Consider the following 26,417-nt stretch of genomic DNA (forward strand, 5'->3'; position numbering starts at 1 on the left):
GGGGAGTCGCCCATGCCGAGCGGAGAGAAGCCGTGACGAGCGGGGAGAAGCCGTGACGAGCGGGGGAAAGGCCGCGGCGAAGCGACTTCTGTGGCACGCGGGCGCGATCCTGCTGCTCGTCGTCGTGCTCTACCCGGTGTTCTGGATGATCAGCTCGTCGTTCAAGGACTCGCGGAGCATCATCGGCGACCTCGACCTGCTGCCCGCGCCGCCCACCACGCGCAACTACGCCACCGCGGCAGAGGGCGTCGGCGGGATCAGCGTGTGGCGCCTGTTCGGCAACTCACTGCTGCTGGCCGTGGTGTCCGTGGCCGGGACCGTGATCTCCAGCGCGCCGGCCGCCTACGCGTTCGCCCGGGTGCGCTTCCGGGGCCGCGGCGCGCTGTTCGCACTCATGATCAGCACGCTGCTGCTGCCGTTCCACGTGCTGATCATCCCGCAGTACATCGTGTTCCAGCGCCTGGACCTGATCGACACCTACGTGCCGCTGCTGGTCGGCAAGTTCCTGGCGGTCGAGGCGTTCTTCGTGTTCCTGCTGGTCCAGTTCATGCGCACGCTGCCGCACGAGCTGGACGAGTCCGCGACCATCGACGGCGCCGGCCACGCCCGCATCTTCTGGAACATCGTGCTGCCGCTCTCCCGCCCCGCGCTGATCACCACGTCGATCTTCACGTTCATCTGGACCTGGAACGACTTCTTCGGCCCGCTCATCTACCTCTCGACCCCGGACACGTACCCGCTGCCGCTCGCGCTGCAGCTCTACATCGACCAGACCGAGGCCACGGACTACGGCGCGCTCATCGCCATGTCCATGCTCGCGCTGCTCCCGGTCCTGTTGTTCTTCCTCGTCTTCCAGCGTTTCCTGATCGAGGGCGTCTCCACGTCCGGGATCAAAGGCTGATGGGGGTACGGGGGAGAGCGCGGCCCGCGCCGGCGGAGCGCTCCGGGCGTGCGCCCCGGACTCGCGCAGATCATCCGGCGACCGGCGCCACTGCGGCGCGCGAGGAGCGGTCCGGCGCGCGCTCGCAGGCCGCGCCGGGAGAGAAACGGTCCGGCGCACGCTCGCGGGTCGCGCCGGGGGAGCGGCTGGCGCTGTTCGCGGAGTGCGTGCTGGTCGGACTGCTCACGCTGATCGCGGCGCTCCCGCTGGTCACGCTGCTGCCGGCGCTCGGCGCGGGCTGCGACCACCTCGCCGCGCACGTGGACGGGCGGTCTACCGCGCTCTCCGCGTACCCCCGCCGGCTCTTGATCTCCCTGCGTCGCGGCGGTCTGGCGCCGGGCGTGCTGCTGGTGCTCGCGCTGGCCGTGCTCGCGCTGGACCTGGTCGCGGTCCGGCGCGGCCTGCCCGGCGCGCTCCCGGTCGCCGTGATCTGTGGTCTCGCCGGAACCGGGCTGCTGGTGGTCGTGCTGCGCGCGGCCGCGGCCTGGCGATGCGTCGGACCCGCGTGGCCGGTGCTGATCGCGCGCGCGGCCCGGCGCGCGCTCGCGGACCCGAGCGGCTCGCTGCTGCTGGTCGCCGGGCTGGGCGTGCTCGCGGTGACCACCTGGCAGCTCCTGCCGCTCGCGATTCCCATGACCGGCTGCCTGCTGATGGCCGCACTCGCCGTCGAACGCCGCAATCCGGACATAAGCTAGCCTCGTGCCACAGCTCACCGTGATCATCGCCAGCACCCGCCCCGTCCGCGCCGGTGAGCCGGTCGGCCGCTGGATCACCGACCGCGCGACCGCGCACGGCGGCTTCGACGTGCAGGTGGCGGACCTGGCCGAGATCGGGCTGCCGCTGATGGACGAGCCGAATCATCCGCGGCTGCGCAAGTACACGCACGCGCACACGAAGACGTGGAGCGCGCAGGTGGACGCGGCCGACGCGTTCGTGATCGTGACGCCGGAGTACAACCACGGCTATCCCGCGCCGATCAAGAACGCGCTGGACTATCTCTTCGCGGAGTGGCAGCACAAGCCGGTCGGGCTGGTCAGCTACGGGTCGGTGGCCGGTGGGGTGCGGTCGGCGCAGGCGTTGAAGCCGGTGCTGCAGTACCTGAAGATGATCCCGCTCTCCGAGTCCGTGATCATCCCGTTCGTCGCGAAACACATCGCGGACGGCGTGTTCAGCTCCACGACCGCGATCGACGACTCCGCGACGGCGATGCTCGACGAGCTGGTCCGGCTGGAGGGGGCGTTGCGCCCGTTGCGGGGGCGCTGAGCCCGGGGCACCCCGAGCCCGCGTCCGCGCCGGTCGCCGCGAACGGCGTCGGATCGTGCCGCTCAGAGACCGCGCCGCTCAGACGCCGCACCTTCTCGGTGATCGGGGCGTCCCCGACGACATGAGGGACGCCCCGATCACCGAGCGGCGCCGGCGGCACCCCGCGAGGACCGCCTACTCCGCCCCGAGCGCCCGCGGCCGCTTCTCGTCGGTGATCCACTCGCTCCAGGACCCCACGTACAGCGCCGCGTCCGCCCGCCCCGCCAGATGCAGCGCCAGCACCGTGTGCGCGCCCGTGACGCCGCTCCCGCAGTACGCCCCCACCGCGGGGGCCTCCGCCGTGACACCGGCCTCCGCGAACCGCTCACGCAGCGCCGCGGCCGGCAGGAACCGCCCGTCCGCCCCGGTGTTCCCCGCGGTCGGCACGTTGACCGCGCCCGGGATGTGCCCGGCCGCGGCGTCGATCGGCTCGACCTCGCCCCGGTACCGCTCCGGCGCCCGTGCGTCGATCAGCACGCCACCGGAGGCCGTCGCCGCCGCACCGGCCGCGTCCAGCACCGGCATCCCGCCGGGCCGCACCGTGAAGTCGCCGGCGACCGGCTCCGGCACGAGGGAGGTCACGTCCCCGCCCCACGCCGCGAACCCGCCGTCCAGCACGCGCACGTGCGGGTGCCCGGCCCAGCGCAGCGTCCACCAGGTGCGTGCCGCAGCCCACTGGTCGCCTCCGTCATAGACGACGACGGGGCGGGAATCGGACACTCCAGCGGCACGCAGGACCTTCTGGAGCGCGTCCGGCGACGGCAGCGGATGACGGCCGTTCTCCCCGGGTGGGCCGCTGAGCGAGTCGTCCAGGTCGACGAAGACCGCGCCGGGCAGATGGCCGGCCTCGTACGCGTCCCGGCCGGGCGGCCCGGTCAGACTCCAGCGGACGTCGAGGAGCGTGGGCGGCGTGCCGGAGCGCATCAGTGAGTCGAGCGCTCGGGAATCGATAAGAAGATCGTCGGGTAGGGTCACAAGTCCCTAGTCAACACCACCCTTCGGCACTTGCCCTTACCATTCTGCGGCCAAGTCTGGTGCCGGGTTCGCAAGGTAGAATCGCCATCCAGGGAGGGCTGCCGTCGTGAACGACCTTGTCGACACCACCGAGATGTATTTGAAGACCATCCTCGAGCTCGAAGAGGAGGGTGTGCCCGCGCTCCGTGCGCGAATCGCGGAGCGCCTGCACCAGAGCGGCCCCACCGTCAGTCAGACCGTCGCCCGCATGGAGCGGGACGGGCTGCTGCGGGTCGAGAACGATCGCCATCTGCACCTGACCGAGGCGGGGCGTTCGCACGCCGTCTCGGTCATGCGCAAGCACCGCCTTGCGGAGCTTCTCCTGGTCAACATCATCGGCATGCCCTACGAGGAGGCCCATGACGAGGCCTGCCGCTGGGAGCACGTGATGAGCGACGCCGTGGAGAAGCGGGTCTTCGAGCTGCTCAACCGCCCGAGCCGGTCGCCGTACGGGAACCCGATCCCGGGCCTGGAGGCACTGGGTGACGGGCTGACCGACGACGACGCACGTCCGGGCGAGCGGAACCTCGCGTTCCCGGGCCTGACCGGCGACGTCGTGGTCTCGCGCATCTGCGAGAGCGTCCAGACGAATGCGGATGTGCTGCGCCAGCTGCATGCCGCGGGCGTGGACCCGGGCGCGACCGTGACCGTGGCCCAGGAGCGGGACGCGGTGACCATCGGCCGCTCCGGCGACAAGGTCAAGCTTCCGCGCGAGGTCGCTTCGCGCGTGTTTGTCGCCGCTGCGTAATTGAATGAGAACCCCCGGTCGCGATTGTGTGCGCCGGGGGTTTTCGCATTGACGGGATCAATCGGCCGTCAGCGTGGCGTCGAGATCTTTCGCCATGTCGACCAGCACCGGTGCGAGATCGGTGGCGGCCGCCTTCTGCTGATCTTTTGCGAACGTGTATCGCAGCATCAGAATGCGACCGTTGCTGGACAGCCAGCCGATCTCCGCGGACGGCCCGTGCTCACCCGACGGGTCCGCGATGATCTGATAAGCGGCCTTTCCCAGGCCTTTTACCGCCGCCGCGCCGTCCGGCTTCACATCGGACGCGAACACGTCCGCATCCGCCGACGTCTCACTGACCGCAAGGCTGAGATCCGGCCACGGAGCGTCGCCCTGCTGCAGGACACAGGTGATCGTCTCCTTCTGCTCCCCGGCCGCGGACACGTTGAACTCCACGTCCAGGAAGTCGTGCACGACGCCGAAGTTGAGCAGCTCACAGGCGCCGCCGGCGATCTCCGCCTGGGAGTCGTCGACCCGCGCCTTCACCGGCGGCCCCTCATCCGAACCATTGTCGGACTGGTTGCAGCCGGTGAGCAGTGCGGCGGTCAGCAATAGGCCCAGCGTTGCCGCCGTGAACCGGTTGCGCACGTCCACTCCTCACAATCGGGTTTGACGCGGGAAACCGTACGGGGTGAGCGGCCCGGACGAAAGTCCCGCAGGTCTAAACGGCCGCGAGTTGCGAGACGATGTGCTTTGCGATCTCCAGCGAACTGGTCGCGGCCGGCGAGGGCGCGTTCAGCACGTGGACCTGCCCGCCGCGTGACTCGATCAGGAAGTCGTCGACCAGCTCGCCGCTGGGCAGGATCGCCTGCGCCCGCACGCCGGCCTCGGACGGTACCAGGTCCGCCTCGGTGATCTCCGGGACCAGGCGGGCCAGGCCGCGCGCGAACAGCGGCTTCGACAGCGACCGCCGCACCTCGGTCAGCCCGTACCGCAGGTGCCGCCGCGCGAGCCGCCACATGCCCGGGAACGCCGCGACCTCGGCCAGGTCCCGCGCGCTGAACCGCCCCCACGAGTAGCCCTCGCGCGCGGTCGCCAGCACCGCGTTCGGCCCCGCGTGCACGCTGCCGTCGATCATGCGGGTCAGGTGCACGCCGAGGAACGGGAACTGCGGGTCCGGCACCGGATAGATCAGCCCGCTCACCAGGTGCCGGCGGTCCTCGCGCAGCTCGTAGTACTCGCCCCGGAACGGCACGATCCGCGCGGCCGGCCGGATGCCCGCGAGGCGTGCCATCCGGTCCGACTGCAGCCCCGCGCAGTTGACGACGAAATCGGCCGGCACGTCCCCGGCCGAGGTGGCGACGATGCCGCCGCCGATCCCGGTGACCGTCGTGCCCAGCATGATCCGCCCGCCCGCGGCCGTGACCAGCTCGGCGAGCTTCTCGCAGACGGCCGTGTAGGAGATGATCCCGGTCGACGCCACGTGCATCGCCGCCACCGCGGACACGTGCGGCTCGTACTCACGCGCCTCCGTGGCGGACAGCATGCGCACCGGCAGCCCGTTCGCGGTCGCGCGGTCGAACAGCGCGGTCAGCCGCGGCAGCTCGTCGGCGGACGTCGCCACGATCAGCTTCCCGCAGGTCTCCACGGAAATCCCGTGCTCCTCCGCGAACGCGACCATCGACGCGCTCCCGGCCCGGCACAGCGTGGCCTTCAGACTGCCCGGCTTGTAGTACACGCCCGCGTGGATCACGCCGGAGTTGTGCCCGGTCTGGTGCGCCGCGACCCGGGACTCCTTGTCGATCACGGTCACCGTCGCGCCCGGGTTCTCGATCGTCAGACGATGGGCGGTCGCCAGCCCGACGATCCCCGCCCCGATCACCACATACCCGGCCATGCCACTCCTCGCGCCGATCATCCCCGACCGGCGACGCTACCCGCGCCGCCCGATCCCGCTAACCCACCGGTCGGCCCGTTCCACCAGGCAAAAGATCAAAATCCTTCATCGGTACGGCCGCCGCGTACCCGGCCCGCGCCGAGCCCGTCATCGTTCAGCAGTCCAGCACCGCCCACCCACCGCCCGGCACCAGCAGCGGATCCCCGCCGCCGTCCCCGGACGCCTCCGCCACCCGCAGCCCGCCGTCCATCGCCGGGAAGCGGTAGGGCGCCTCGTCCAGGTTCAGCAGCGTCACCACCACCGACCGCCCGTCCGTGGCCCGCAACGCGATCTGCCGGTTCGTCAGGTGCGCCACCGTCGTCTCCGCCCGCGCCAGCCACGGATTCCGCCGCCGCAGCGCGATCAGCCGCTGATGCGTGCGGAACACCTCCGCCCCGAACGGCGCCAGCCCGTCCGGCGTCTCGGGGAACGCGGGCCGGATCTCGTCGTCCCCGCCCGCCCGCTCCTCCTTGACGCCGCGGAACGCCTGCTCGTCCCCGTAGTACACGCTCGGCACGCCCGCGACCGTGAACAGCACGGCCAGCGCGTGCCCGAGGTGCGCCGGATCGGTCAGCCGGGACGCCAGCCGCGTCACGTCGTGATTGCCGACGAACGTCATCGTGTCCGGGCTGTGCCGCCCCAGCGCCCAGGACAGCTCGAACAGGTTCCGGTCGTTGAGCGCGCTCCAGATCGCCTTCCACAGCTCGTACTGGGTGACCGCGTCCAGGCCGGCCTTCTCCCGGTACTCCGCGCCGTGGATGACCTCGCCGACGATCCACGCGTCCGGGTGCCGCTCGCGCACGGCCGGCAGCACCGCGCGCCAGAATTCCGGCGGCACCGCGTAGGCCGCGTCCAGCCGCCAGCCGGACGCACCCCGGTCGAGCCAGTGGTTCATCACCTTGATGACGTGCCCGCGCACCGCCTCCGACTCATGGTTGAGCGCGATCAGCGCGTCGTGCCCCTCGAACGTGGCCCAGCCGTCCCCGTCCCGGCGGAACCAGCTCGCCGCGCCCGCCGACCCGCCGAGCGCGGCCTGGAACAGCGGGAACTCCCGCCCGACATGATGGAAGACGCCGTCCAGCAGCACGTGGATCCCGCGCTCCCGGCAGGCGGCCATCAACCGGTCGAAATCGGAATCGTCGCCCAAGCGGGGATCTATCGCGAGATGATTGACGGTGTCGTAGCCGTGCGTGGACGACGCGAAGATCGGCCCCAGCTGCAGGCCGTTGCAGCCCAGCGCGAGCAGGTAGTCCAGCCAGCGCTCCAGGTGCGGCAGGCGGTGCACCAGCGGCCCGGCCTCGCGGGGCGCGCCGGTGAAGCCGAGCGGGTAGACGTGCCAGAAGATCGCGTGCTCGACCCAGCCCATGAGGTCACCCCAGATGTACCGAAGAAAGATTCACGAACCTACTGAGCCTAGCTCAATAAGGCGGTAGCGTGACTCCCGTGACCCGCACTGATCGCCGCCCCCGGCAACGGCTCGGCGAGGCGGCCCGCCGCGAGGCGATCCTCGCCGCCGCCGGCCAGGCCTTCGCCGCCACGCCCTACGACCAGGTCGCCGTGGCCCGCGTGGCGGACACGGCCGGCGCGTCCGAGGCGCTGGTCCACCGCTACTTCGGCAGCAAGAGCGGCCTCTACCTGGCCACGGTCCGCGAGGCGGTCCGGCTGCTGCTCGACCGCCAGCGCGTCGCGGACGCCTCGCTTCCGGAGGCCGCGACCCCGCGCGACCGCCTGGCCGAGAGCATCCGCGTCTACCTGGACACGGTCACCACCTGGGCGGTCGGCTGGGTCACGCCGCTGCGCTCACCCGGTGGCGAGCCACCGGTCGCCACCGAGCTGCGCACCGAGAGCCGGGCGTACTACGTGCGGCTCATGCGCGCCATGCTGGAGACCGACGACCCGTCGCTGGACTACGCGCTGCACGGCTACCTCGGCTTCATGGACACGGCCTGCCTGCGCTGGGCCGAGCGCGGCTACCCCGAGCCGGACCGCGCCGTGATCACCGCGCAGGCGCTGGGCGCGCTTGACGGCGCACTCAGGGCGGCGGGTCATCGGGGTTTGTGAATAGAAGTCTCACAGCTGGTCCGCTGTCCGGCTTTTCCGCGTGCGACGATGACCGCATGGAGAGCCCGACATCAGGTTCAGCCGGCACGGTCGTCGTCTGGGACGAGTCCCTCCTGCAGTACGACCTCGGCGACCATCCGCTCAACCCGGTCCGGGTGGAGCTCACCATGGCGCTCGCCCGCGAGCTGGGCATCCTGCGGCGCCCCGGCGTCCGGATGATCGCACCGGCGGTCGCGGACGACGCGCTGATCGAGCGCGTCCACACCAAGGACTACATCGAGGCGGTCCGCACCGCCATCAACGACCCCTTCTTCTCCGGCTACGGGCTGAACAGCCCGGACAACCCGGTCTTCGAGAACATGCACGAGGCCAGCGCGCGCATCGCCGGCGCCACCGTCGCCGCGGCCGAGGCGATCTGGAAGGGCGAGGCCACCCGCGCGGTCAACGTGGCCGGCGGCCTGCACCACGCCATGCCCGCCCGCGCCGCCGGCTTCTGCGTCTACAACGACCCGGCCATCGCGATCGCGCGCCTGCTCGACCTGGGCGCGGAACGCATCGCCTACGTGGACGTGGACGTGCACCACGGCGACGGCGTGCAGGCCGCGTTCTACGACGACCCGCGCGTGCTCACGATCAGCCTGCACGAGACGCCGCTCGCGCTGTTCCCGAACACCGGTTTCCCGGACGAGACCGGCGCGCCCGGCGCGGAGGGCTACGCGGTCAACGTCGCGCTCCCGCCCGGCACCACGGATCCCGGCTGGCAGCGCGCGTTCCACGCGGTCGTACCCGGCCTGCTGCGCGCGTTCCGGCCGCAACTGCTGGTGACGCAGTGCGGCGCGGACGCGCACCGGCTGGACCCGCTGGCCGACCTGCGCCTGTCCGTCGACGGGCAGCGGGCCACCTACCTGGCGTTTCGCGCGCTCGCCGACGAACTGTGCGACGGCCGCTGGCTGGCCACCGGCGGCGGCGGTTACGCGCTGGTCGAGGTGGTCCCGCGTACCTGGACGCATCTGCTGGCGATCGCGACCGGCGCACCGCTGGACCCCGCGAAGCCCACGCCGCCGGAGTGGCGCGCGTTCGCCCGGCAGCGCATCTCGCAGGGCCACCTGGGCGACGCGGAGATCCCGGAGACCATGACCGACGGCGTCGACCCGAGCCACGTGCCCTGGGAGCCCGAGGGCGAGCCGGACGGCGTGGACCGCGCCGTGATGGCCACCCGCCGGGCCGTGTTCCCGCTGCACGGCCTGGACCCGCACGATCCGAGGGACTGAATGAGCGCCACCCGCGCCGCGGACGTCCTGCTCAGCGACGGCAGCACGGCCCGTCTGCGGCAGATACGGCCGGAGGACGGCCCGGCCATCGTCGCCATGCACTCCCGCTTCTCGGAGCGCACCCGCTACCTGCGCTACTTCAGCCCGTACCCGCGGATCCCCGAGCGGGACCTGCGCCGCTTCGTCAACGTCGACCACCGCGACCGCGAGGCGCTGGTGATGACGCAGGGCGATCTGATCTTCGCGGTCGGCCGGTACGAACGCCTCGGCGCGGACTCCCCCGAGGCCGAGGTCGCGTTCGTGGTCGAGGACGCGCACCAGGGCCGCGGCATCGGTTCCGTGCTGCTGGAACACCTGGCCGCGGCCGCCCGGCGCGAGGGCATCACCCGGTTCGTGGCCGAGGTGCTGCCGGCCAACGGCGCGATGCTGCGCGTGTTCGCGGACGCGGGCTACTCGATCCGGCGCAAGTACGAGGACGGCGTCGTCCACCTGACGTTCCCGATCGCGCCCACCGAGGCCTCGCTCGAGGTGCAGGAACGCCGCGAGCACCGTACCGAGGCCCGCTCGATCGGGCCGTTGCTCTCGCCGCGCGCGGTCGCGGTCTACGGCGCCAGCGCCAGCGGCCAGGGCATCGGCGCCGCGCTCCTGGCCCACCTGCGCGACGGCGGCTTCACCGGCCCGGTGCTGCCGATCCACCCGACGGCCGCGCGCGTGGCCGGCCTGCCCGCGCTGCGCAGCGCCGTGGACGCGGGCACCGAGATCGACCTGGCGCTGGTCGCGGTGCCCCCGCAGGCGGTCGGTGAGGTGGTGGCGGACGCGGCGCGCGCCGGCGTGCGCGGCCTGGTGGTGGTCTCGGCCGGCTTCGCGGAGACCGGTCCCGAGGGTGCCGAGGCCCAGCGTGACCTGCTGCGCGCGGCCCGGGACGCCGGCATGCGGCTGATCGGCCCGAACTGTCTCGGCATCGCGAACACGTCCTCCGAGGTCCGGCTGAACGCCACGCTCGCGCCGCACCTGCCGACCGCGGGCCGGGTCGGCTTCTTCAGCCAGTCCGGCGCGCTCGGCGTGGCGCTGCTGGACGCGGCGGACCGGCGCGGGCTGGGCCTGTCCAGCTTCGTCTCGGCCGGCAACCGTGCGGACGTGTCCGGCAACGACCTGCTGCAGTACTGGCAGGACGACCCCGCGACCGACGTCATCCTGCTCTACCTGGAGACGTTCGGTAACCCGCGCAAGTTCGCCCGGCTGGCCCGCCGCACCGGCCGTACCAAGCCGGTGGTCGCGGTCGCGTCCTCCCGGCGCCCGCCCGCGCTCGCGCCGGACGTGCCCGGCCTGGACCCGGCCACGGTCACCGCGCTGTTCGCCCGCTCCGGCGTGATCCGGGTGGACACCGTGGCAGAGATGTTCGACGTGGGCGTGCTGCTCGCGCACCAGCCGCTGCCGGCCGGTCGCCGGATCGGCGTGGTCGGCAACTCGTCCGCGCTGACCACGCTCGCGGCCGCCGCGGTGCACACGTCCGGCCTGACGCTCGCCGAGGGCTACCCGCACGACGTGCCGCCGGTCGCGGGCGCGCACGAGTTCGCGGACACGCTGGCCGACGCGGCCACGGACGACCGGGTGGACGCGCTGGTCGCGGTGTTCGCGCCGCCGCTGCCCGGTCAGCACGCGGACGAGGACGCGGACTTCGCCTCCGCCGTGGCGAGCGTGGCGCTGGCGGGGGAGAAGCCCACGGTCGCGATGTTCCTCGCGGGCACGCTCCCGGCCCGCGTCCCCTCCTATCCCTCCGTGGAGGAGGCGGTCCGCGCGCTGGCCCGCGTCGTGACCTACGCCGACTGGCTGCGCCGCCCCACCGGTGTGCTCCCGCCCCTGCGCGACATCGCGCGCGACAAGGCACAAGCCCTGATCGCCGGGGGTACGCCGAGCGCGCGCGACCTGCTGGCCGCCTACGGCATCCCGGTGGTCCCGTCCACCACCGTGCACACGGCCGAGGACGTGGTCGCGGCCGCGGACGCGCACGGTTACCCGGTGGCGCTCAAGGCGGCCGGCGGCGGTCTGCGGCACCGCATCGACCTCGGCGCGGTCCGGCTGGGCCTGGGCTCCGCCGAGGCCGTGGCGGACGCCTACCGCGAGCTGTCCCCGTTCGGCGCCGAGGTGATCGTGCAGCCGATGGTGGCGCCCGGCGTCGCGTGCGTGATCGAGGTGGTGGAGGACCCGCAGTTCGGCCCGATCGTCGGCTTCGGGCTGGGCGGCGTGGCGATGGAGCTGCTCGGCGACCGGGCCTGGCGCGCCGCGCCGCTCACCGACCTGGACGCGGCCGCGCTGGTCGACGAGCCGCGCAGCGCGCCGCTGCTGCGGGGGTTCCGGGGCGCCGCGCCGGTGGACCGGGCCGCGCTGGCGGATCTGCTGGTCCGGGTCGGCCGGCTGGTCGACGATCACCCGGAGATCCGCTCGCTGTCACTCAATCCGGTGCTCGCCCGCCCGGACGGCTGCGTCGTACTTCACGCGTCCGTGCAGGTCGGCAGCCCGTGGGAGCGCGGCGACCCGGGTCCGAGGCGCCTGCGCGACGGATCTTGACACCCGGACGAGGTGCAATTTGCAACTTCCATGGTTTGTGTGCACCAGATGCTCAAAGTCGCATTGATCGACTCATGGTGACCACTTGTTTACTCGGGATAGTCAGTCAATAGTGGACGGAGAGATCCCCGTCGAACCGTGACGTCCAGCGGAAACCGGTAATCCCGGGCCGCCCGGGTCTGAGATTCACGGCTGCATCGACTGCATCGGCCTGCCCGAAGGACGACGCGATGATTGACCATGATGTCCGGATCGAGTTGGAGTTACGCCTGCCGGCCGCCGATCACCTGCTCGGCAGGGGTGACGTCCTGCGCATCAGGCAGACCGACTACTGCTACGGCAACGGCCCGCTGACGCTGCGCATCACGCGGCTGGGCGCGGACCCCGCGGCCTACCCGGCACTGGAGTGGCTCGGTCTGACCGGCGTCGAGCTCGATCCGCACGGCGCGGAGGGCGAGGTCCGCCACGTCCTGGTCCGCGCGGAGCTGGTTCGCGGCGTGCGCGTCCCCGGTCCCGCCCCCACTGGTTGACCACACAGGCCACATCCACCGCAAACGCGGCCCCGGGCGACTCGCCTCCCCCCGCGACCCCACCCGGGAGCCGCACCTCGCGGCGGCCGCCGGCCCGATCACTCCCCCCGATCGGACCGGCGGCCGACGCGCACCGGCGGCAGCTCCGGTGGACCGAGGCCCCCTCGTCCACCGGTCTGCCGTGGTTCATGTCGCCCGCTCAGCAGGCGTAGGCCTCCAGCCGGGAGGCGCGGCTCGGGTCACGCAGCTTGAGCAGCGTGACCTTCTCGATCTGACGGATGCGCTCGCGCGACAGGCCGAACTCGCGGCCCACCTCGTCCAGCGTGCGCTGGCGGCCGTCGTCCAGTCCGAACCGGAGCCGGATCACGGCCTGCTCGCGCTGCGACAGCGAGGAGAGCACGATCTCCACCTCGTTGCGCAGCTCGCCCGGGGACGTGCTCTCGCCGGGCTGGACGCTGTCCGCGGCCACGAAGTCGCCGAGCGCGCTCTCGCCGTCCTCGCCGACGGCCTGGTCCAGGCTGACCGGCTCCCGGTCGTACGAGATCAGCTCGATGACCTGGAACTCCTGCACGCCCATCGCGACCGCGATCTCGGCGACCGACGGCTCGCGGCCCAGCGACACCGACAGCTCGCGGCGCGCGCGGACCATGCGGTTGACCTGCTCCACCATGTGGACCGGGATGCGGATGGTGCGGGCCTGGTCGGCCATGGCGCGGGTGATGGCCTGCCGGATCCACCAGGTGGCGTAGGTGGAGAACTTGTAGGTCAGCTCCGCGGTCGGCGCACTGTGGCCCTCGGCGCCGAGCAGCTCCTCGGCGTACAGCCCGGCCTCGATGCGCTTCGCGAGCTGGACCTCCTGCACGGCGGTGAGCAGCTTCGTGCGGCCGATCCCGTTCAGGTAGGCCCGCACCAGGTCGGCCGAGACACCGCGCTCGTCGGTGGCGTCCAGGTCGACGACCATGTCCACGACGTCCTCCGCCGCGGTGATTTTCTCACCGGCCGTGAAGACCGGGCTGATCGCGTTCTCCGTCATCATCTGCAGGACCACCGTGAGTCCCCTCCCCGCTTCCAACAAGTGGCGCGTTACCAACACGTCGTGCCGGTGAGAGACAGCTTTCTCCAAACCCCGTTAAGCGGAGGTAAGGCGAACCCCTTGTGGCACTAATCCGGGAGAGCTTCTCTGCGTTCGGGGTAGATGAGGAGTCCTCAGTCGGCTTTATGGCAGGGTGGCGGCCATGCGAGCGGTAATTCAGACGGTGAGTAGGGCCAGTGTGACCGTGGGTGGCGAGGTGGTGGGCGCGATCGGCGAGGGCCTGCTGGTGCTGGTCGGCGTGACCCACACGGACACGCCGGCGATCGCGGAGTCGATGGCCCGCAAGATTCACGAGGTACGGCTGCTGCCCGGGGAGAGATCCGCGGCCGACCTCGGGGCGGGGATCCTCGTGGTCAGCCAGTTCACTCTCTACGGCGATGCGCGGAAGGGGCGGCGGCCCACCTGGTCGGCCGCGGCGCCGGCCGAGGTGGCCGAGCCGCTCTTCACCGCGGTGGTGGAAGCGCTGCGCGACCGGGGCGCCAAGGTGGAGACCGGCCGGTTCCGGACCCAGATGATGGTCGAGTCCGTCAACGCCGGCCCGAACACCCTGATCCTGGATCTCTGAGCGGGATCAGGGCGCCCGGGGCGTACCCTCGCACGATTTTCGGGTTCTAGAAGAACAGGCCGCGACGCTGGGCGGACTGGCGGAGCCAGTTGTCCAGCTGCGCCGTCCAGTTGGTCTGTTCCGCGGTGGCCCAGTCGACGTTGAAACGGCCGAACGCGTCGTGGCCCTCGGTGAACAGCCCGCCCCGCTTGTCGATCTCCAGCACCACCTGCAGCTGCCGGGCCGTGGCCACGAACGTCAGCTCCAGCTGGCTGATGCCGGACGCGTACTGCGGCGGCGGGTAGAACTCGATCTCCTGATAGAACGGCAGCGTCTGCTCGACGCCGTAGATGCGGCCACGCTCCACGTCCGCCCGGGTGAAGCGGAAACCGAGCTGCTGCAACGCGTCCAGGATGCGCTCCTGGGCGGGCAGCGGGAAGACCGCCACCTGATCGAGGTCGCCCTTGTCGACCGCGCGGGCGACCTCCAGCTCCGTGCGCAGGCCCATGGTCATGCCGTGCAGGTACTGGTGGTAGACGTGCGTGATCGGCGTCTCCCAGGGGACGTCGAAGCGGAACGGGATGTCGTAGCGCTGGCCCGGCTCCAGACGGAACGCCCCGGTCAGGCGCTGGCGGTGGAACTCCTGCGTGGTGTCGTACTCACTGTCGCCGCTCTCCACCTCGACGCGGGTGACCAGGCCGAGGGAGACGTACTCGATGTCGGCGGCGTGATCGCCACCCTGGACGTGGACCTGACCCTCGAGATGACCGCCGGGCCGGGCGTTCGGGTTGGCGAGCACCGTCTCCACCGACGGGCCGCCCACACCCAGGGCCTGCATGAACCGCTTGAAGACCACGACGTCCTCCGTAGGATCTCTGTCTGGTTCTCAGGCACAGTATCCGCCGGTCGCAAGGCTTTCGCTCGTCATGACTCCGGAACGACGATGCCCCGTTCCACCAGGTGACCGATCAGCGGCAGCACCGCATCGACGAGATCCTCTTCCGGGGTGTCGTGCGCCAGCGCCAGCACGGACAGCTGCTCCCGGAGCGGCACCCGGCCGTCCGCGCCGCTGACCAGCGCCAGGACCAGCGGGTCCACCTCCTCGGACCAGCGCGCGCCCTGGGTCATGCGCAGCACCTGCCGATCCACCAGCCAGCCCTCGTCGCCCATGGTCGCCTCCTGCAGCAGCTGGGTGCCCTCGGCCAGCCGGTAGCGCGTCGCGAGCAGCCCGGACCGGTCGTGGCCGCGCAGCCAGTCCTGCCGGCCGAACCAGTCGCGTACCCGCTCGCCGAGCGTGCCCTCGACCTGCTGCCGGAGATCCTCGATCCGGACCGCCGGGTCGTCCGCGCCGGTGTGCCGCAGGCTGATCAGCCCGAACCCGACCGCCTCGATCCGGTGCGCGTCGAACCAGTCCAGCCACGCGGCCTTGCGGTGCGGGTCGCCGCCGTCGGACGCGTCGGCCAGCCACAGGTCCACGTACGACATCGGGTCCGCGACCTCGCGCTGGATCACCCACGCGTCCAGCCCGGTCCCGGCCAGCCAGCCCGCGACCCGGTCCTCCCAGTCCTCGCCGGCCACGTGCTCCCAGTTCGCCAGGAACTGCATGGTGCCGCCCTCGGTGAGCAGGCTCGGCGCCTTCTCCGCCAGCTCCGCGCAGATCGCGTCGCCGGGGCGGCCGGAGTCCCGGTACGTGTGCGTGGCCACGCCCGGCCCGACCACGAACGGCGGATTGCTCACCACCAGGTCGAACCTGCGATTCCTGACGGGCTCGGTCATGTCGCCGCGCAGCAGCTCCCAGCGCTGGCCGTTCAGCGCCGCCGTGGTCGCGGCGAAGCGCAGCGCCCGCTCGCTCAGGTCGGTGGCCGTGACGTGCTCCGCGTGCTCGTGCAGGTGCAGCGCCTGGATGCCGCAACCGGTGCCGAGGTCCAGCGCGGTGCCGACCCGGCGGCGCATGGTCGCGGCCGCCAGCGTGGTCGAGGCGCCGCCGACGCCGAGCACGTGATCGGCCGGCAACGGGCGGCCCGGACGGGCCGGCACGTCCGACACGATCCAGTAGTCGTCGCCGTACGGCTCGAGGTCCACGCCCTGGCGCAGCCCGTCGCCGTCCTTCTCGACGATGCCCGCCTCCAGCGCCTCGGCCAGCGGCAGCGCGTCCGCCACGTGCCGCTCGGACTCGGTCTGCCCGCACACGAACAGCCGGATCAGCGTGGCCAGCGGGTCACGGTCCTCGGTCACGCGCAGCGCGGCCCGGAAGTCGTTGCGCCCGACCGCGGCGGTCGCGTCCGGCCCGAGCCGGTCCGCGATGCCCTTGGCGGTGTAGCCGGTGCGGGTGAGCGTGTCGCGGAGCCGCTGGACGCCGTCGTCGGAGAGGAGCATGTCGGTCACGCCCACATTGTTCCCCATCGGCGATGTCGTCAGCCGAGCCGCCAGTCCTCGTACTCGAACCCCGGCGCCACGATGCAGGTGACCAGCGCCGGTTCGTGCCCGGCCGGCGACGCGGCCTGCCAGGTGCCGGCCGGGACCAGCCCCTGCGGCCGCTGACCGGACTTCAGCTCCGCGCCCAGCACCAGCGACCGGACGAACTCGCTCGGCGCGTCCCCGTCCCCGCCCATCCGCAGCGTCAGCGGCCCGCCCGAGTGCCACAGCCACAGCTCGTCCGACCGGACCTGGTGCCAGCGCGCCTCCTCGCCCGGGTGCAGCAGGAAGTAGATGGCGGTAGCGGCCGCGCGCACCCCCGGATATCCCTCCGGCGCGAACTCGTGCCCGCTGCGCCACGTCTGCCGGTACCAGCCACCCTCCGGGTGCGGCGCCAGATCCAACTCCGCAACGATCGACGACCTGCTCATCCCCGCATTCTCCACTGCCCCGCCCGCACCCGCAGCCGCATGGAGGTCTGAGATGATGCCGTCATGGCGCTCTCCCTCCCCATCGACCAGGCGGCGAACGACCTGCTCAACCGGCACCCGCTCTCGCTGCTGATCGGGATGACGCTGGACCAGCAGATCCCGCTGGAGAAGGCGTTCTCGTCGCCGCACGTGCTGGCCGAGCGTCTCGGGCACGAGCCGGCCGCGCGGGAGCTGGCCGAGTTCGACGCGGAGGCGCTCGTCGAGATCTTCGGGCGTACGCCGGCGCTGCACCGCTTCCCGAAGGCGATGGCCGCGCGCGTGCAGGAGGTGTGCACGATGCTGGTCGACCGCTACGACGGCGACGCGGCGCGCCTGTGGGACGAAGCCACCACCGGCAAGGAGCTGGTCAGGCGGATCGCGGAGCTGCCCGGCTTCGGCAAGCAGAAGTCCCAGATCTTCGCCGCGCTGCTCGGCAAGCAGTTCGGCGTCACCCCGGAGGGCTGGCGCGAGGCGTGCGGCGCCTACGGCGAGGAAGGCTCCCGCCGGTCGGTCGCGGACATCACGGACCCGGCGTCGCTGACCCAGGTCCGCGAGTACAAGCAGTCGGTCAAGGCCGCCGCCAAGGCCGCCAAGTCCTGACCCGCGAGTCCGTCGCCGACCGTGCACTCCCACACCGATTCGTCCCACTCGTCCCAGGCCTCGGAGTAGGCCCGGCCGAGGTCGTATTCGTCCATCACGTCAGCTCGATCATCGGCCCGTTGAGCAGCCGGGCGAGCGGTCGGGGCTCCTGCTCGGGCTCGTAGCCGCCCGCGGCCAGCCGCAGCATCTGCACGGTGTTCGCCTCATCGCGCTCGACCAGCCAGTAGCGGGGGATGCCCGCGGCCGCGTACTCCCCACGTTTGATCACGCGGTCGGTGATCTCGCTGTCCGGCGAGATCACCTCGATCGCGACCAGCAGACCGTCGGTTCCGGCGTAGCTGGAGCGGGCCCGCCGCGGCGGTTTCCCCTTGGCCCACAGGGTCAGGTCCGGCTGCCGGCCGCCGCCGACGTCGACACCGCAGTCGGACGTGATCTCCTCGGGTCCGAATCCGTGCAGGTAAAGCCAGTGCACGAGCCGCGAGACGATCAGCGCATGCTCCGGTGACGCGGGCGGCATGATCGACAGAACTCCCTCTCGGCTGAGCTCGTAGCGGTGATGCTCGTCGGCCGCCGCCATCGCGGCGACGTGATCGAGCGTGATCTCGGGTGGCATCTGGGCGCCGACGGTCGCTGCGCTCATGTGGGCCTCCGTTTCGCCGTGCACGGTACCGATGATTCCTGGTTCCCGCCGTCCCGTGCCACTTTCGGGGGACCGGACAGGCCGATGGCCCGGCACTGGGAGTGCCGGGCCATCGGTGGGGGATGCGCTGAACACGCGGGGGAAGTGCGTGATCAGTGCTTCTTGATCTTGAAGTTCTTGAACAGCAGCTTGTTGAGGACGGTCGCGCTGGAGGACGGCGAGCAGTCCGAGATCTGGTTGTTGTCGATGATCTGCGTGAGAACGTTCACGTTGACGCCGCACAGAGCAGCCGCCACCGGGACCTGCACGTTCTGCAGCAGGGTGATCTCGTTGCCGTTCAGGATGTTGATCCCGGTGATGTCGACCAGCGTGGTGCTGCTCGAGCCGCCACCGTGGCCGCCGCCGGTCGCCATCGCCGGAGCGGCCATCGAGAAGCCGCCGAACGTGGCGACACCGGCCAGCGCAACGCCGGCAACGATCTTCGAGATACGCATGAATACTCCTGATTTATGTGGTTAGCGACCCAATCAGCCGCTGCGTCCAATTAGTACCTATCGCCCTCCATGATCGGAATTCCAAACACGCCTAAATCGGGTGAGTCGTGTTTTATACACGCAAAAAAGAACGTCGCTCGCGAATGCGTGAAGACGGATCTCGGTGAAGAAAAGTTTCAGGGCGGCGGCCCGGACGGTGACCGCGGGAAAGAAGTGGAAGGATGGGTCGACGGGAGCGAAGATCACCCGGAAATGAGGGTTTCGGTGAGACGCCACGAGCGCAGGCCCAGCCTGATCACCGACGCGCCGCGCAACCCCGAGGAGGAGCTGCGCGGCCGCCAGATTCGATATGTCGTGATGATGCTGATCCGCACCGGTTGCCTGATCGTCGGCGGCATCCTGATCAGCGTCCAGGCCCCCTGGCTGCCGCTCTGGCTCTCACTGTGCGCCGCCGGCATGGTCATCCTGCCCTGGCTGGCCGTGATCCTGGCGAACGACGGCCCGCCCAAGGAGAAACACCGCATGCGGCGCCCCACCGACCGCATCGCGCCCGGCCAGACCGCCCTCCCGGCCCAGCAGGCGCCGCACACGATCGACTACGAGCCCTAGCCGAGCCTCACGGAACAGATCAAGTTCAAGATCTAGTTCATTTTCCCGCTTCCGGCGTGGTCCGGCAGCGCTGCTCCCGCGGGCAAACCTCGCCGTACGCCAAGACTTCGCTGGCGCTCCGCTTGCCTCCCGGCATCGGAGCCGGTCCCGCGCGACACCGGGAAAAGCACGCGACCCCCGTCGCGCTCGCGCCGATCGAGGCGCGTCCCGTGCCGCGCCCAACGGCGGCGCGGCACGTGTTGGTGTGCTGTGCGCGCGGTGGCAGTGCGGCACGCATGGTGCGCTGCACACGCGGTGGTGCGTAGCCGTCGCATGGTGGTGGGCCGTGTGCCGGGCGTGCGCCGAGTCGGCGTGCCGGGTGTGCTGGGGTGTGCTGGGCGTGCGCCGAGCCGGCGTGCCGGGCGTGCTGGGCGTGCGCCGGGTCAGCGTGCCGGGCGTGCGCCGAGCTGGCGTGCCGGGCGTGCGCCGGGTCAGCGTGCCGGGCGTGCGCCGATCGTGGTGACGGCGCGGGCGCCGAGGGTGTGGGCGGCGGCCAGGGCGTCCAGCGGGGACGCGCCGCCGATCAGTGCGGCGATCAGGCCCGCGGCGAACGCGTCGCCCGCGCCGGTCGGGTCCACCGGCTCCACGGCGACCGCCAGCGACGGCGGCAGCGCGATCACCGTGCCGTCCGCCGACGCCCGCACCGCGCCGGCCGCGCCGCGCTTGACGACCGCGACGCCGCCGGTCGCGGCCGCGATGGCCAGCGCCTGGTCGTGTGCGTCGCCGGGGCCGGCCAGCACCAGCGCCTCGTCCGCGTTGGCCAGCAGGAGCGCGCAGCCGCGTACCCAATCGAGGAAGGTTGTCGCCCCGATCTCGCGCAACGGCGCGGCGGAGGCGGCGTCGACGCTGACCGGGACGCCGATGCGGAGCGCATGCCGTGCGGCGGGCCGCGAGTCCGCGTCCAGCAGCGCGTAACCGGACAGGTGCAGGTGCACCACGTCCTCGGCGTGCGCCGCGTCCACGTCCGCCGGGCGGAGCAGCAGGTTCGCACCGCGGTCCGTGATCATCGAGCGGTCGTCGCCGGAGCTGAGCACGATGATGGTGCCGGTGACCGCGCCGGGCGCCCGGCGCACCGCGCTGGTGACGCCGGCGGCCGCGAGCTCCGCCAGCCGCGCGTCGCCGGCCGGGTCGTCGCCGACCACGCCGGCCAGCGTGACCGGCGTGCCGGTGGCGGCCAGCCAGGCGGCCGTGTTCGCGGCCTGTCCGCCCCCGGCGACGCGGACCGCCGCCGGGGTGTCGGAGCCGGCCGCGAGCGGGCCGCCGAGCACGGCCACGACGTCGGTGATCACGTCGCCGACGACGAGGACGCGGCCCACGGTCAGGACCGCTTGGCGGCGGCGACCGCGATCTGGCCGGCCAGCGTGGCGTTGCGCAGGATGATCCGGACGTTGGTGGCGAGGCTGGCGCCGTCCGTCGCGGAGTGGAAGTAGGAGAGCAGGAACGGCGTCACGGCCTTGCCGGTGATCTTGTCCCGTTCCAGCAGCGCGAGGCCGTCCGCGAGCGTCCTGTCGTGCAGCGCGATGTCCAGCTGCTCGTCGACCGGCAGCGGGTTCGCGACCACGGTCGCGCCGAGGGTGGCGCCGAGCGCGGCCTGCGCGGCGGCCATCTCCGCGATCTGTTCCGGCGAGTCGACGGACCAGTCCAGCTCGTACCCGCTGTCGGTGATGAAGAAGCCGGGGAACCGGCGGGTCCGGTAGCCGACGACGGTGACGCCGAGCGTCTCCATCCGCTCCAGCGTCGCGGGCACGTCGAGGATCGACTTCACACCCGCACAGACCACCACGATGGGGGTACGGGCGAGCGTGGTCAGATCCGCGGACTCGTCGAACGTGATGTTCGCCTCGCGGTGCACGCCGCCCAGGCCGCCGGTGGCGAACACGCCGATCCCGGCTGCGGCCGCGACCGCGCTGGTGGCGGCGACCGTGGTGGCGCCGTCGGCGCGCCGGGCGGCCGCGACGGCCAGGTCCCGGACCGAGAGTTTCGCCACGTCGTCGGCACTGGCCAGGTGGCTGATCTGCGCGGCGTCCAGGCCGACGACCAGCTCACCGCCGATCATGCCGATGGTGGCGGGAACCGCGCCGGTGGCCCGGACCGCATCCTCGATCTCGCCGGCCACCCGGATGTTGTCCGGATGCGGCAGACCGTGCGAGATGATCGTGCTCTCCAGGGCCACCACCGGGAGGCCGTCGCGGAGCGCGTCGGCCACCTCGGCGCCGTAGCGAAGTGATGAGTTTTTCACGATCACCACGGTACGGACCTGCGGTTGCGCGTAGTCCGGTGGACCGGTGCCGAGTGAGCTGTCAGACTGGGACCTTTGGAGGTGTGAGGCAAAATGACGACCCAGATCCTTGAGCGCCCTGAGATCAAGGAAGCCGATACCGGACCGGAGATGTTTCACTATGTCCGGAAAGAGAAGATTGCGGAGAGTGCTGTGATGGGCACCTACGTGATCGCGCTCTGCGGTGAGAAATTTCCGGTCACCAAGTCGCCGAAGCCCGGCTCACCGGTGTGTCCGGCGTGCAAGGAGATCTACGAGTCCCTGCAGGACTGACCGACGGCCGATCCTGACCCGCGCCGGATCGCCGGGGGACGGTTACGTGACCGGCGCGGTTCTCTGGCGCCGCCGAGGAGTTGATCTACTCTGCGGCGGTGAGCACCCCCAGCGCCCTGTTGATCGCCGACCTGACCGGCGTGGCCGTCTTCGCCGCGTCCGGGGCCTCGGCGGCAGTGGCGAAACGCTTGGACCTCTTCGGCGTCATCTTCGTCGGCTTCGTGGCCGCGCTCGGTGGCGGCATCGTCCGTGACCTGATCATCGGCGCCGTGCCGCCGCTCGCGTTCGCGGACTGGCGGTACGCGATCACCGCCGCGATCGCCTCCGGCGCCACGTTCTGGCTGCACCCGCAGTTCTCCCGGCTCCGCTGGACCGTGCTGCTGCTGGACGCGGCCGGCCTCGGACTGATCACGGTCACCGGCACGCTCAAGGCGCTCAACGCCGGGCTGCCCGCGGTCGGCGCCTGCCTGGCCGGGATGATCACCGGCATCGGCGGTGGCGTGGGCCGTGACATGCTGCTCGGCGAGATCCCGGTGGTGCTGCGGCGGGAGATCTACGCGGTGGCCGCGCTGGCCGGCGCCGTGCTGGTGGCGGTGCTGGTGCGGACCGGGCAGCACGACGGCTTCGCGCTGGCCGTGCCCGCGTTCCTGATTTTCGTCATCCGGGTGGTGGCGCTGCTGCGTTCCTGGTCCGCGCCGGTCCCGCCGTCGCTGACCTGACCGGCGGCGCGGCACGGCGGTGATCTGTCTCCTTCCGGCCAGCCCGTCAGCCTCGCGCGGGGCTATGCTGGTCCGGGCCGCCGCGCCGATTGACGCGGCGGCATTTTTGTGTAATCAGTTCTTTACGGTGGGGGAGCGAGCGGGTTGAGTCCGAAGGCGCCGGTGCTGGAGACCTTCCCCCCGCTGCGAGCCTGGCAGCGCAAGGCCCTGGTCAAGTACCTCCGGCAGGGTTCCGAGGACTTCCTGGCGGTCGCGACGCCGGGCGCGGGCAAGACCACCTTCGCACTGCGCATCGCGGCGGAGCTGCTGGTCGACGGCACGATCGACGCGGTCACCGTGGTCGCGCCGACCGAGCACCTGAAGACACAGTGGGCCTCCGCGGCGGCCCGGGTCGGCATCCAGCTGGACGCCGCGTTCCGCAACGCGGACCTGCACTCCGCCGCCGACTTCCACGGCGCCGTCGTGACGTACGCGCAGGTCGGCATGGCCCCGCACGTGCACCGGCGGCGCACCATGACCCGCCGCACGCTGGTCATCCTGGACGAGATCCACCACGCGGGCGACTCGCGCACCTGGGGTGACGGCGTGAAGGCCGCGTTCGAGCCCGCGGTGCGACGGCTGGCGCTGACCGGCACGCCGTTCCGTTCGGACGAGAACCCGATCCCGTTCGTGCTCTACGAGCGCAACGACAGCGGCCTGCAGCAGTCCCGGTTCGACTCGTCGTACGGCTACTCCGACGCGCTGCGCGACGGCGTGGTCCGGCCGGTCATCTTCCTCGCCTACTCCGGCGAGACGCGATGGCGGACGAACGCGGGCGACGAGCTGTCCGCCCGGCTCGGCGAGCCGATGACGCAGGATCTGATCGCGCAGGCCTGGCGCACCGCGCTGGACCCGGCCGGCGACTGGATGCCGCAGGTGCTGCGCGCGGCGGACAACCGGCTCTCGATCATCCGCAAGCACGGCATCACGGACGCGGGCGGGCTGGTCATCGCGAGCGACCAGCAGACCGCCCGGTCGTACGCGAAGCTGCTGGAGAAGCTGACCGGCGAGCGGGCCACCGTGGTCCTCTCCGACGATCCGGACGCGTCGAAGCGGATCGCCACGTTCTCCGACTCCGACCAGCGCTGGATGGTCGCGGTCCGGATGGTGTCCGAGGGCGTCGACATCCCGCGCCTGTCCGTCGGCGTGTACGCCACCAGCGCGTCCACGCCGCTCTACTTCGCGCAGGCGATCGGCCGTTTCGTGCGCGCCCGGAAGCAGGGCGAGACCGCGAGCGTCTTCCTGCCCAGCGTCCCGCACCTGCTCGGCCTGGCCAGCGAGATGGAGGTCCAGCGGGACCACGTGCTCGGCGCGCCGAAGGACAAGGACGGGCTGGACGACGAGCTGCTGGAGCGCGCGCAGAAGAAGGAGGACGCATCCGGCGAGCTGGAGAAGCGCTTCCAGGCGCTCTCCGCCACGGCCGAGCTGGACCAGGTCATCTACGACGGCGCGTCCTTCGGCACCGGCGCCCAGACGGGCACGGCGGAGGAGGAGGAGTACCTCGGCCTGCCCGGCCTGCTCAGCCCGGACCAGGTCGCCACGCTGCTCAACAAGCGTCAGGCCGACCAGCTGGCCGCGCAGAAGCGGCGGAAGGCCGCGCAGAAGGACGACGAGCCGGCGCCGGCCAAGGTCGCGCCGCTCACCGCCGGCGAGCGCCGGGTGGGGCTGCGCCGGAAGCTGAACACGCTGGTGGCCGCGCATCACCACCGGACCGGGCTGCCGCACGGCAAGATCCACGCTGAGTTGCGGCGCCTCTGTGGCGGCCCGCCCAGCGCCCAGGCGACGATCGAACAGCTCGAAGAGCGGATCGCCACCATACAGACCATGTGACGCCGGGCGGGCCCGTCCACAGGGCTCAGTCGGTGCGGTCGGACTCCAGCGTGCCGCCGTTCGCCACGTCCTCGCGCTCTATCTCGTCGAAGCGGATGCGCACCGAGGCCCGGCGCGCCTTCAGGATGTCGACCGCGGCCGCGGTGACGGCCTCGGCGAACTCCCGCCGCTGATCCAGCGAGCGGCCGGACAGCAGCTCCACGGTGATGTTGGGCATGGACCCTCCCTGTTTCGTTGACGAGAACATTGTCCCGTACAACGGAACGCCGTCAAGGGCTCTCCGGGTCGTACCATCGTCGATGTCTTTGTTATCGATGTAGATCTTTAAAGCCTGCAAGGCGCGTCTGTCGAGGCGGGTGGCGTGCGGCGGATCGCCGATCATCCCGACTCGATCATGCATGCACAAAAGCCGATGCGTTCCATGTGTTGACAGCATGTTCCATGTACCGGAACATCGTGTAACGCCCGCGTTACAGCGCTGGAGGGAGCGCACATGACCACGCTCGATTGGGTAATTCTCAGCGGATATTTCCTGGTGATGGTCGGCATCGGCCTGTGGGCCAAGGGCCGCATCCACAGCGTCGCCGACTTCTTCACCGCACGAGGCATGATCCCCTGGTGGCTGTCGGGGATTTCACACCATATGTCCGGATACAGCGCCGTCATGTTCGTCGCCTTCGCGGCCGTCGCCTACAACGTCGGGCTGGCCATGTACGTCTGGTGGGCGCTGACCATCGGCCTCGGCGTCGGGGTCGGCGCGTTCGTCTTCGCCGCCCGGTGGAACCGGCTCCGTTCCAAGTACGGCGTGGCCTCGCCGCTGGAGTACCTGGCCCGCCGTTACAACCTGCCCACCCAGCAGGCGCTGGCCTACAGCGGCGCGCTGCTCAAGGTCGTCGACATCGCGGCCAAGTGGGTGGCGATCGCCGTGCTGCTGCGCGGCTTCGCGGGCGTGCCGATCGTCTGGGGCATCCTGCTCACCGGCGCGGTCACGCTCGTCTACATCACCGCGGGCGGGCTCTGGGCGGACGTGCTCACCGACTTCGGGCAGTTCGTCATCCAGGGCGTGGCCGGCGTCGCGATGTTCGTCGCGTTCCTGTCCCACCTCGGCGGCGTCTCCGCACTGTGGACGATGTGGGACGCGCTGCCGCCCGGCCACGGCGACCCGTTCAGCGGGCCGTACACGGTGACGTTCTTCCTCGCGCTGCTGTTCATCAAGACGTTCGAGTACAACGGCGGCATGTGGAACCTCGCCCAGCGCTACATGGCCGCGCCGTCCGGCTCCGCGGCCCGGCGGTCCGCGCTGCTGTCCAGCGGGCTCTGGCTGGTCTGGCCGCTGTTCCTGTTCCTCCCGATGATCGCGGCGCCGCTGATCGTCCCCGGCCTGGCCAACCCGGAGCAGGCCTACGTCGAGCTGGCGAAGGTGCTGCTGCCGCCCGGCGTGATCGGCCTGGTGCTGGCCGGCTTCTTCTCGCACACGATGGCCATGGTCTCCTCGGACGCGAACGTGATCTCGTCCGTGATCACCCGCGACATCGCGCCCGTGCTGGTCCGCGCGGTCCGCAACCTCAGCGAGCGCGCGGAGCTGACCTTCGCCCGGGTCACCACGTTCCTGTTCGTGGTGGTCAGCATGGTCATCGCGATCAGCACCGAGGGGCAGGGCGTGGTCCTCAAGATCGTGGTGGACCTGGTCGCCGCCACCATGGGCCCGATCTCGATCCCGCTGATGCTCGGCCTGCTGCCCTGGTTCCGGCGCAGCGGCCCGACCGCGGCGCTGGTCTCCTGGGCCGCCGGGCTCGGCGTCTGGGTGGTGGTCAAGTGGATCCTGGAGGAGACGAGCCAGACCATGGTGGTCGGTGTGCCGCTGGTCACCTCGCTCGTGCTCTACGTGGCGATCGGCCTGCTCCGCCCGGAGCGCACGCCGGACCGCGACGACCTGATCGACTCGCTGGAGAACGACCCGGCCGCGGATGCGAAGCCGGTGCCCGCGGCGTGATGCGACGGGGCCGGAGAATGTTCTCCGGCCCC

General features: G+C 71.4%; 28 protein-coding genes. 15 read left to right on the forward strand and 13 right to left on the reverse strand.

What is annotated here, in order from left to right; all coding sequences use genetic code 11:
* Positions 1 to 52: 52 nt before the first annotated feature.
* From OP04_RS37825 to OP04_RS37835, 3 genes are read left to right on the forward strand one after another with little or no spacing between them, the layout of a single operon-like run.
* The gene (locus OP04_RS37825) at positions 53 to 901 is read left to right on the forward strand and encodes a carbohydrate ABC transporter permease (protein ID WP_033344764.1); all 849 of its coding nucleotides are present in this window, start codon (positions 53 to 55) and stop codon (positions 899 to 901) included.
* The gene (locus tag OP04_RS37830; RefSeq protein WP_157240904.1) at positions 901 to 1,635 is read left to right on the forward strand and encodes a hypothetical protein; all 735 of its coding nucleotides are present in this window, start codon (positions 901 to 903) and stop codon (positions 1,633 to 1,635) included. The genes OP04_RS37825 and OP04_RS37830 overlap by 1 nt, the downstream gene beginning before the upstream one ends.
* A gap of 4 nt (positions 1,636 to 1,639) precedes the next feature.
* Positions 1,640 to 2,203 (forward strand): NADPH-dependent FMN reductase, encoded by a 564-nt coding sequence (locus OP04_RS37835; protein WP_033344765.1) that lies wholly within the window; start codon positions 1,640 to 1,642, stop codon positions 2,201 to 2,203.
* Between the two features lie 174 nt (positions 2,204 to 2,377).
* Here the strand turns inward: OP04_RS37835 and OP04_RS37840 are convergent, their stop codons facing one another.
* A complete protein-coding gene (locus OP04_RS37840) occupies positions 2,378 to 3,217 on the reverse strand; it encodes a sulfurtransferase (RefSeq protein ID WP_033344766.1) in 840 nt (279 codons plus the stop codon).
* A 106-nt stretch (positions 3,218 to 3,323) separates the two neighbouring features.
* Between OP04_RS37840 and OP04_RS37845 the strand changes: the two genes are divergently transcribed.
* Positions 3,324 to 4,004 carry a metal-dependent transcriptional regulator gene (locus tag OP04_RS37845; protein WP_033344767.1) on the forward strand — a complete coding sequence of 227 codons (681 nt, stop codon included), beginning with the start codon at positions 3,324 to 3,326 and terminating at the stop codon, positions 4,002 to 4,004.
* 57 nt (positions 4,005 to 4,061) lie between these two features.
* Here OP04_RS37845 and OP04_RS37850 read toward each other — a convergent pair whose 3' ends face one another.
* From OP04_RS37850 to OP04_RS37860, 3 genes are all read right to left on the reverse strand, one after another.
* Entirely contained in the window at positions 4,062 to 4,631 is a 570-nt protein-coding gene (locus OP04_RS37850; protein ID WP_157240906.1) for a hypothetical protein, read from the reverse strand.
* A gap of 73 nt (positions 4,632 to 4,704) precedes the next feature.
* Positions 4,705 to 5,880: an L-2-hydroxyglutarate oxidase gene (lhgO, locus tag OP04_RS37855; protein ID WP_033344768.1), complete on the reverse strand. Its 1,176-nt coding sequence runs from the start codon at positions 5,878 to 5,880 to the stop codon at positions 4,705 to 4,707.
* Between the two features lie 154 nt (positions 5,881 to 6,034).
* Positions 6,035 to 7,285, reverse strand: a complete 1,251-nt coding sequence (locus tag OP04_RS37860) for an alpha-amylase family protein (RefSeq protein ID WP_033344769.1) — start codon at positions 7,283 to 7,285, stop codon at positions 6,035 to 6,037.
* A gap of 77 nt (positions 7,286 to 7,362) precedes the next feature.
* Between OP04_RS37860 and OP04_RS37865 the strand changes: the two genes are divergently transcribed.
* The 4 genes from OP04_RS37865 (at position 7,363) to OP04_RS37880 (ending at position 12,349) form a co-directional block, all read left to right on the forward strand.
* Complete coding sequence (locus tag OP04_RS37865) at positions 7,363 to 7,980, forward strand: TetR/AcrR family transcriptional regulator (protein ID WP_033344770.1); 618 nt, start codon at positions 7,363 to 7,365, stop codon at positions 7,978 to 7,980.
* 56 nt (positions 7,981 to 8,036) lie between these two features.
* A complete protein-coding gene (locus OP04_RS37870) occupies positions 8,037 to 9,251 on the forward strand; it encodes an acetoin utilization protein AcuC (protein ID WP_033344771.1) in 1,215 nt (404 codons plus the stop codon).
* Positions 9,252 to 11,819 (forward strand): bifunctional acetate--CoA ligase family protein/GNAT family N-acetyltransferase, encoded by a 2,568-nt coding sequence (locus OP04_RS37875; RefSeq protein ID WP_033344772.1) that lies wholly within the window; start codon positions 9,252 to 9,254, stop codon positions 11,817 to 11,819.
* A 230-nt stretch (positions 11,820 to 12,049) separates the two neighbouring features.
* Positions 12,050 to 12,349 (forward strand): hypothetical protein, encoded by a 300-nt coding sequence (locus OP04_RS37880; RefSeq protein WP_033344773.1) that lies wholly within the window; start codon positions 12,050 to 12,052, stop codon positions 12,347 to 12,349.
* Between the two features lie 199 nt (positions 12,350 to 12,548).
* On the opposite strand, the gene OP04_RS37885 is transcribed toward OP04_RS37880, so the two are convergent.
* Positions 12,549 to 13,397, reverse strand: coding sequence for a sigma-70 family RNA polymerase sigma factor (locus tag OP04_RS37885; protein WP_408606826.1), 849 nt, complete (start codon positions 13,395 to 13,397; stop codon positions 12,549 to 12,551).
* 187 nt (positions 13,398 to 13,584) lie between these two features.
* On the opposite strand from OP04_RS37885, the gene dtd reads away from it, so the two are divergent.
* Complete coding sequence (gene dtd, locus OP04_RS37890; protein ID WP_033344774.1) at positions 13,585 to 14,007, forward strand: D-aminoacyl-tRNA deacylase; 423 nt, start codon at positions 13,585 to 13,587, stop codon at positions 14,005 to 14,007.
* 46 nt (positions 14,008 to 14,053) lie between these two features.
* On the opposite strand, the gene OP04_RS37895 is transcribed toward dtd, so the two are convergent.
* The 3 genes from OP04_RS37895 to OP04_RS37905 all read right to left on the reverse strand — a co-directional run bounded on the left by OP04_RS37895 (position 14,054) and on the right by OP04_RS37905 (position 16,832).
* Positions 14,054 to 14,842, reverse strand: a complete 789-nt coding sequence (locus OP04_RS37895; protein WP_033344775.1) for a sporulation protein — start codon at positions 14,840 to 14,842, stop codon at positions 14,054 to 14,056.
* Positions 14,843 to 14,910: 68 nt separating this feature from the next.
* Positions 14,911 to 16,362 carry a DUF7782 domain-containing protein gene (locus OP04_RS37900; RefSeq protein ID WP_033344910.1) on the reverse strand — a complete coding sequence of 484 codons (1,452 nt, stop codon included), beginning with the start codon at positions 16,360 to 16,362 and terminating at the stop codon, positions 14,911 to 14,913.
* A 38-nt stretch (positions 16,363 to 16,400) separates the two neighbouring features.
* Entirely contained in the window at positions 16,401 to 16,832 is a 432-nt protein-coding gene (locus tag OP04_RS37905; protein ID WP_033344776.1) for a cupin domain-containing protein, read from the reverse strand.
* A 63-nt stretch (positions 16,833 to 16,895) separates the two neighbouring features.
* Here OP04_RS37905 and OP04_RS37910 point away from each other — a divergent pair, with 63 nt between their 5' ends.
* The gene (locus OP04_RS37910; protein ID WP_033344777.1) at positions 16,896 to 17,471 is read left to right on the forward strand and encodes an HhH-GPD-type base excision DNA repair protein; all 576 of its coding nucleotides are present in this window, start codon (positions 16,896 to 16,898) and stop codon (positions 17,469 to 17,471) included.
* Between the two features lie 94 nt (positions 17,472 to 17,565).
* Here OP04_RS37910 and OP04_RS37915 read toward each other — a convergent pair whose 3' ends face one another.
* Both OP04_RS37915 and OP04_RS37920 read right to left on the reverse strand, forming a co-directional pair.
* Positions 17,566 to 18,111, reverse strand: a complete 546-nt coding sequence (locus OP04_RS37915) for a Uma2 family endonuclease (RefSeq protein ID WP_033344911.1) — start codon at positions 18,109 to 18,111, stop codon at positions 17,566 to 17,568.
* A gap of 152 nt (positions 18,112 to 18,263) precedes the next feature.
* Positions 18,264 to 18,605 (reverse strand): hypothetical protein, encoded by a 342-nt coding sequence (locus OP04_RS37920; protein WP_033344778.1) that lies wholly within the window; start codon positions 18,603 to 18,605, stop codon positions 18,264 to 18,266.
* A gap of 264 nt (positions 18,606 to 18,869) precedes the next feature.
* Between OP04_RS37920 and OP04_RS37925 the strand changes: the two genes are divergently transcribed.
* The gene (locus tag OP04_RS37925) at positions 18,870 to 19,214 is read left to right on the forward strand and encodes a DUF3099 domain-containing protein (RefSeq protein WP_033344779.1); all 345 of its coding nucleotides are present in this window, start codon (positions 18,870 to 18,872) and stop codon (positions 19,212 to 19,214) included.
* Between the two features lie 470 nt (positions 19,215 to 19,684).
* On the opposite strand, the gene OP04_RS37930 is transcribed toward OP04_RS37925, so the two are convergent.
* Both OP04_RS37930 and OP04_RS37935 read right to left on the reverse strand, forming a co-directional pair.
* Positions 19,685 to 20,575 (reverse strand): carbohydrate kinase family protein, encoded by an 891-nt coding sequence (locus OP04_RS37930; RefSeq protein WP_033344780.1) that lies wholly within the window; start codon positions 20,573 to 20,575, stop codon positions 19,685 to 19,687.
* On the reverse strand, positions 20,572 to 21,492 hold the full coding sequence (locus OP04_RS37935; protein WP_033344912.1) for a pseudouridine-5'-phosphate glycosidase: 921 nt from the start codon (positions 21,490 to 21,492) through the stop codon (positions 20,572 to 20,574). Before OP04_RS37935 ends, OP04_RS37930 begins: the two co-directional genes overlap by 4 nt.
* Before the next feature lie 93 nt (positions 21,493 to 21,585).
* Here OP04_RS37935 and OP04_RS37940 point away from each other — a divergent pair, with 93 nt between their 5' ends.
* From OP04_RS37940 to OP04_RS37950, 3 genes are all read left to right on the forward strand, one after another.
* Positions 21,586 to 21,804, forward strand: coding sequence for a DUF3039 domain-containing protein (locus OP04_RS37940; protein ID WP_033344781.1), 219 nt, complete (start codon positions 21,586 to 21,588; stop codon positions 21,802 to 21,804).
* Positions 21,805 to 21,902: 98 nt separating this feature from the next.
* Positions 21,903 to 22,523 carry a trimeric intracellular cation channel family protein gene (locus tag OP04_RS37945; protein ID WP_033344782.1) on the forward strand — a complete coding sequence of 207 codons (621 nt, stop codon included), beginning with the start codon at positions 21,903 to 21,905 and terminating at the stop codon, positions 22,521 to 22,523.
* Between the two features lie 144 nt (positions 22,524 to 22,667).
* Entirely contained in the window at positions 22,668 to 24,392 is a 1,725-nt protein-coding gene (locus OP04_RS37950; protein WP_033344783.1) for a DEAD/DEAH box helicase, read from the forward strand.
* Between the two features lie 25 nt (positions 24,393 to 24,417).
* On the opposite strand, the gene OP04_RS37955 is transcribed toward OP04_RS37950, so the two are convergent.
* Complete coding sequence (locus OP04_RS37955; protein WP_033344784.1) at positions 24,418 to 24,609, reverse strand: tautomerase family protein; 192 nt, start codon at positions 24,607 to 24,609, stop codon at positions 24,418 to 24,420.
* Positions 24,610 to 24,885: 276 nt separating this feature from the next.
* On the opposite strand from OP04_RS37955, the gene OP04_RS37960 reads away from it, so the two are divergent.
* The gene (locus OP04_RS37960) at positions 24,886 to 26,385 is read left to right on the forward strand and encodes a sodium:solute symporter family protein (protein WP_033344785.1); all 1,500 of its coding nucleotides are present in this window, start codon (positions 24,886 to 24,888) and stop codon (positions 26,383 to 26,385) included.
* The last annotated feature ends 32 nt before the right edge of the window (positions 26,386 to 26,417 follow it).

It is taken from the genome of Catenuloplanes japonicus (assembly GCF_000717135.1).
Classification (GTDB): domain Bacteria; phylum Actinomycetota; class Actinomycetes; order Mycobacteriales; family Micromonosporaceae; genus Catenuloplanes; species Catenuloplanes japonicus.

What these genes read in the sequence shown, in the direction of transcription:
- OP04_RS37875 (WP_033344772.1), top strand. Translation starts at nt 9,252, where the DNA reads ATGAGCGCCACCCGCGCCGCGGACGTCCTGCTCAGCGACGGCAGCACG.
- dtd (WP_033344774.1), top strand. Translation starts at nt 13,585, where the DNA reads ATGCGAGCGGTAATTCAGACGGTGAGTAGGGCCAGTGTGACCGTGGGT.
- OP04_RS37960 (WP_033344785.1), top strand. Translation starts at nt 24,886, where the DNA reads ATGACCACGCTCGATTGGGTAATTCTCAGCGGATATTTCCTGGTGATG.
- OP04_RS37870 (WP_033344771.1), top strand. Translation starts at nt 8,037, where the DNA reads ATGGAGAGCCCGACATCAGGTTCAGCCGGCACGGTCGTCGTCTGGGAC.
- OP04_RS37910 (WP_033344777.1), top strand. Translation starts at nt 16,896, where the DNA reads ATGGCGCTCTCCCTCCCCATCGACCAGGCGGCGAACGACCTGCTCAAC.
- OP04_RS37905 (WP_033344776.1), bottom strand. Translation starts at nt 16,832, where the DNA reads ATGAGCAGGTCGTCGATCGTTGCGGAGTTGGATCTGGCGCCGCACCCG.
- OP04_RS37915 (WP_033344911.1), bottom strand. Translation starts at nt 18,111, where the DNA reads ATGAGCGCAGCGACCGTCGGCGCCCAGATGCCACCCGAGATCACGCTC.
- OP04_RS37955 (WP_033344784.1), bottom strand. Translation starts at nt 24,609, where the DNA reads ATGCCCAACATCACCGTGGAGCTGCTGTCCGGCCGCTCGCTGGATCAG.
- OP04_RS37860 (WP_033344769.1), bottom strand. Translation starts at nt 7,285, where the DNA reads ATGGGCTGGGTCGAGCACGCGATCTTCTGGCACGTCTACCCGCTCGGC.
- OP04_RS37900 (WP_033344910.1), bottom strand. Translation starts at nt 16,362, where the DNA reads ATGCTCCTCTCCGACGACGGCGTCCAGCGGCTCCGCGACACGCTCACC.
- OP04_RS37940 (WP_033344781.1), top strand. Translation starts at nt 21,586, where the DNA reads ATGACGACCCAGATCCTTGAGCGCCCTGAGATCAAGGAAGCCGATACC.
- OP04_RS37880 (WP_033344773.1), top strand. Translation starts at nt 12,050, where the DNA reads ATGATTGACCATGATGTCCGGATCGAGTTGGAGTTACGCCTGCCGGCC.
- OP04_RS37830 (WP_157240904.1), top strand. Translation starts at nt 901, where the DNA reads ATGGGGGTACGGGGGAGAGCGCGGCCCGCGCCGGCGGAGCGCTCCGGG.
- OP04_RS37920 (WP_033344778.1), bottom strand. Translation starts at nt 18,605, where the DNA reads ATGCGTATCTCGAAGATCGTTGCCGGCGTTGCGCTGGCCGGTGTCGCC.
- lhgO (WP_033344768.1), bottom strand. Translation starts at nt 5,880, where the DNA reads ATGGCCGGGTATGTGGTGATCGGGGCGGGGATCGTCGGGCTGGCGACC.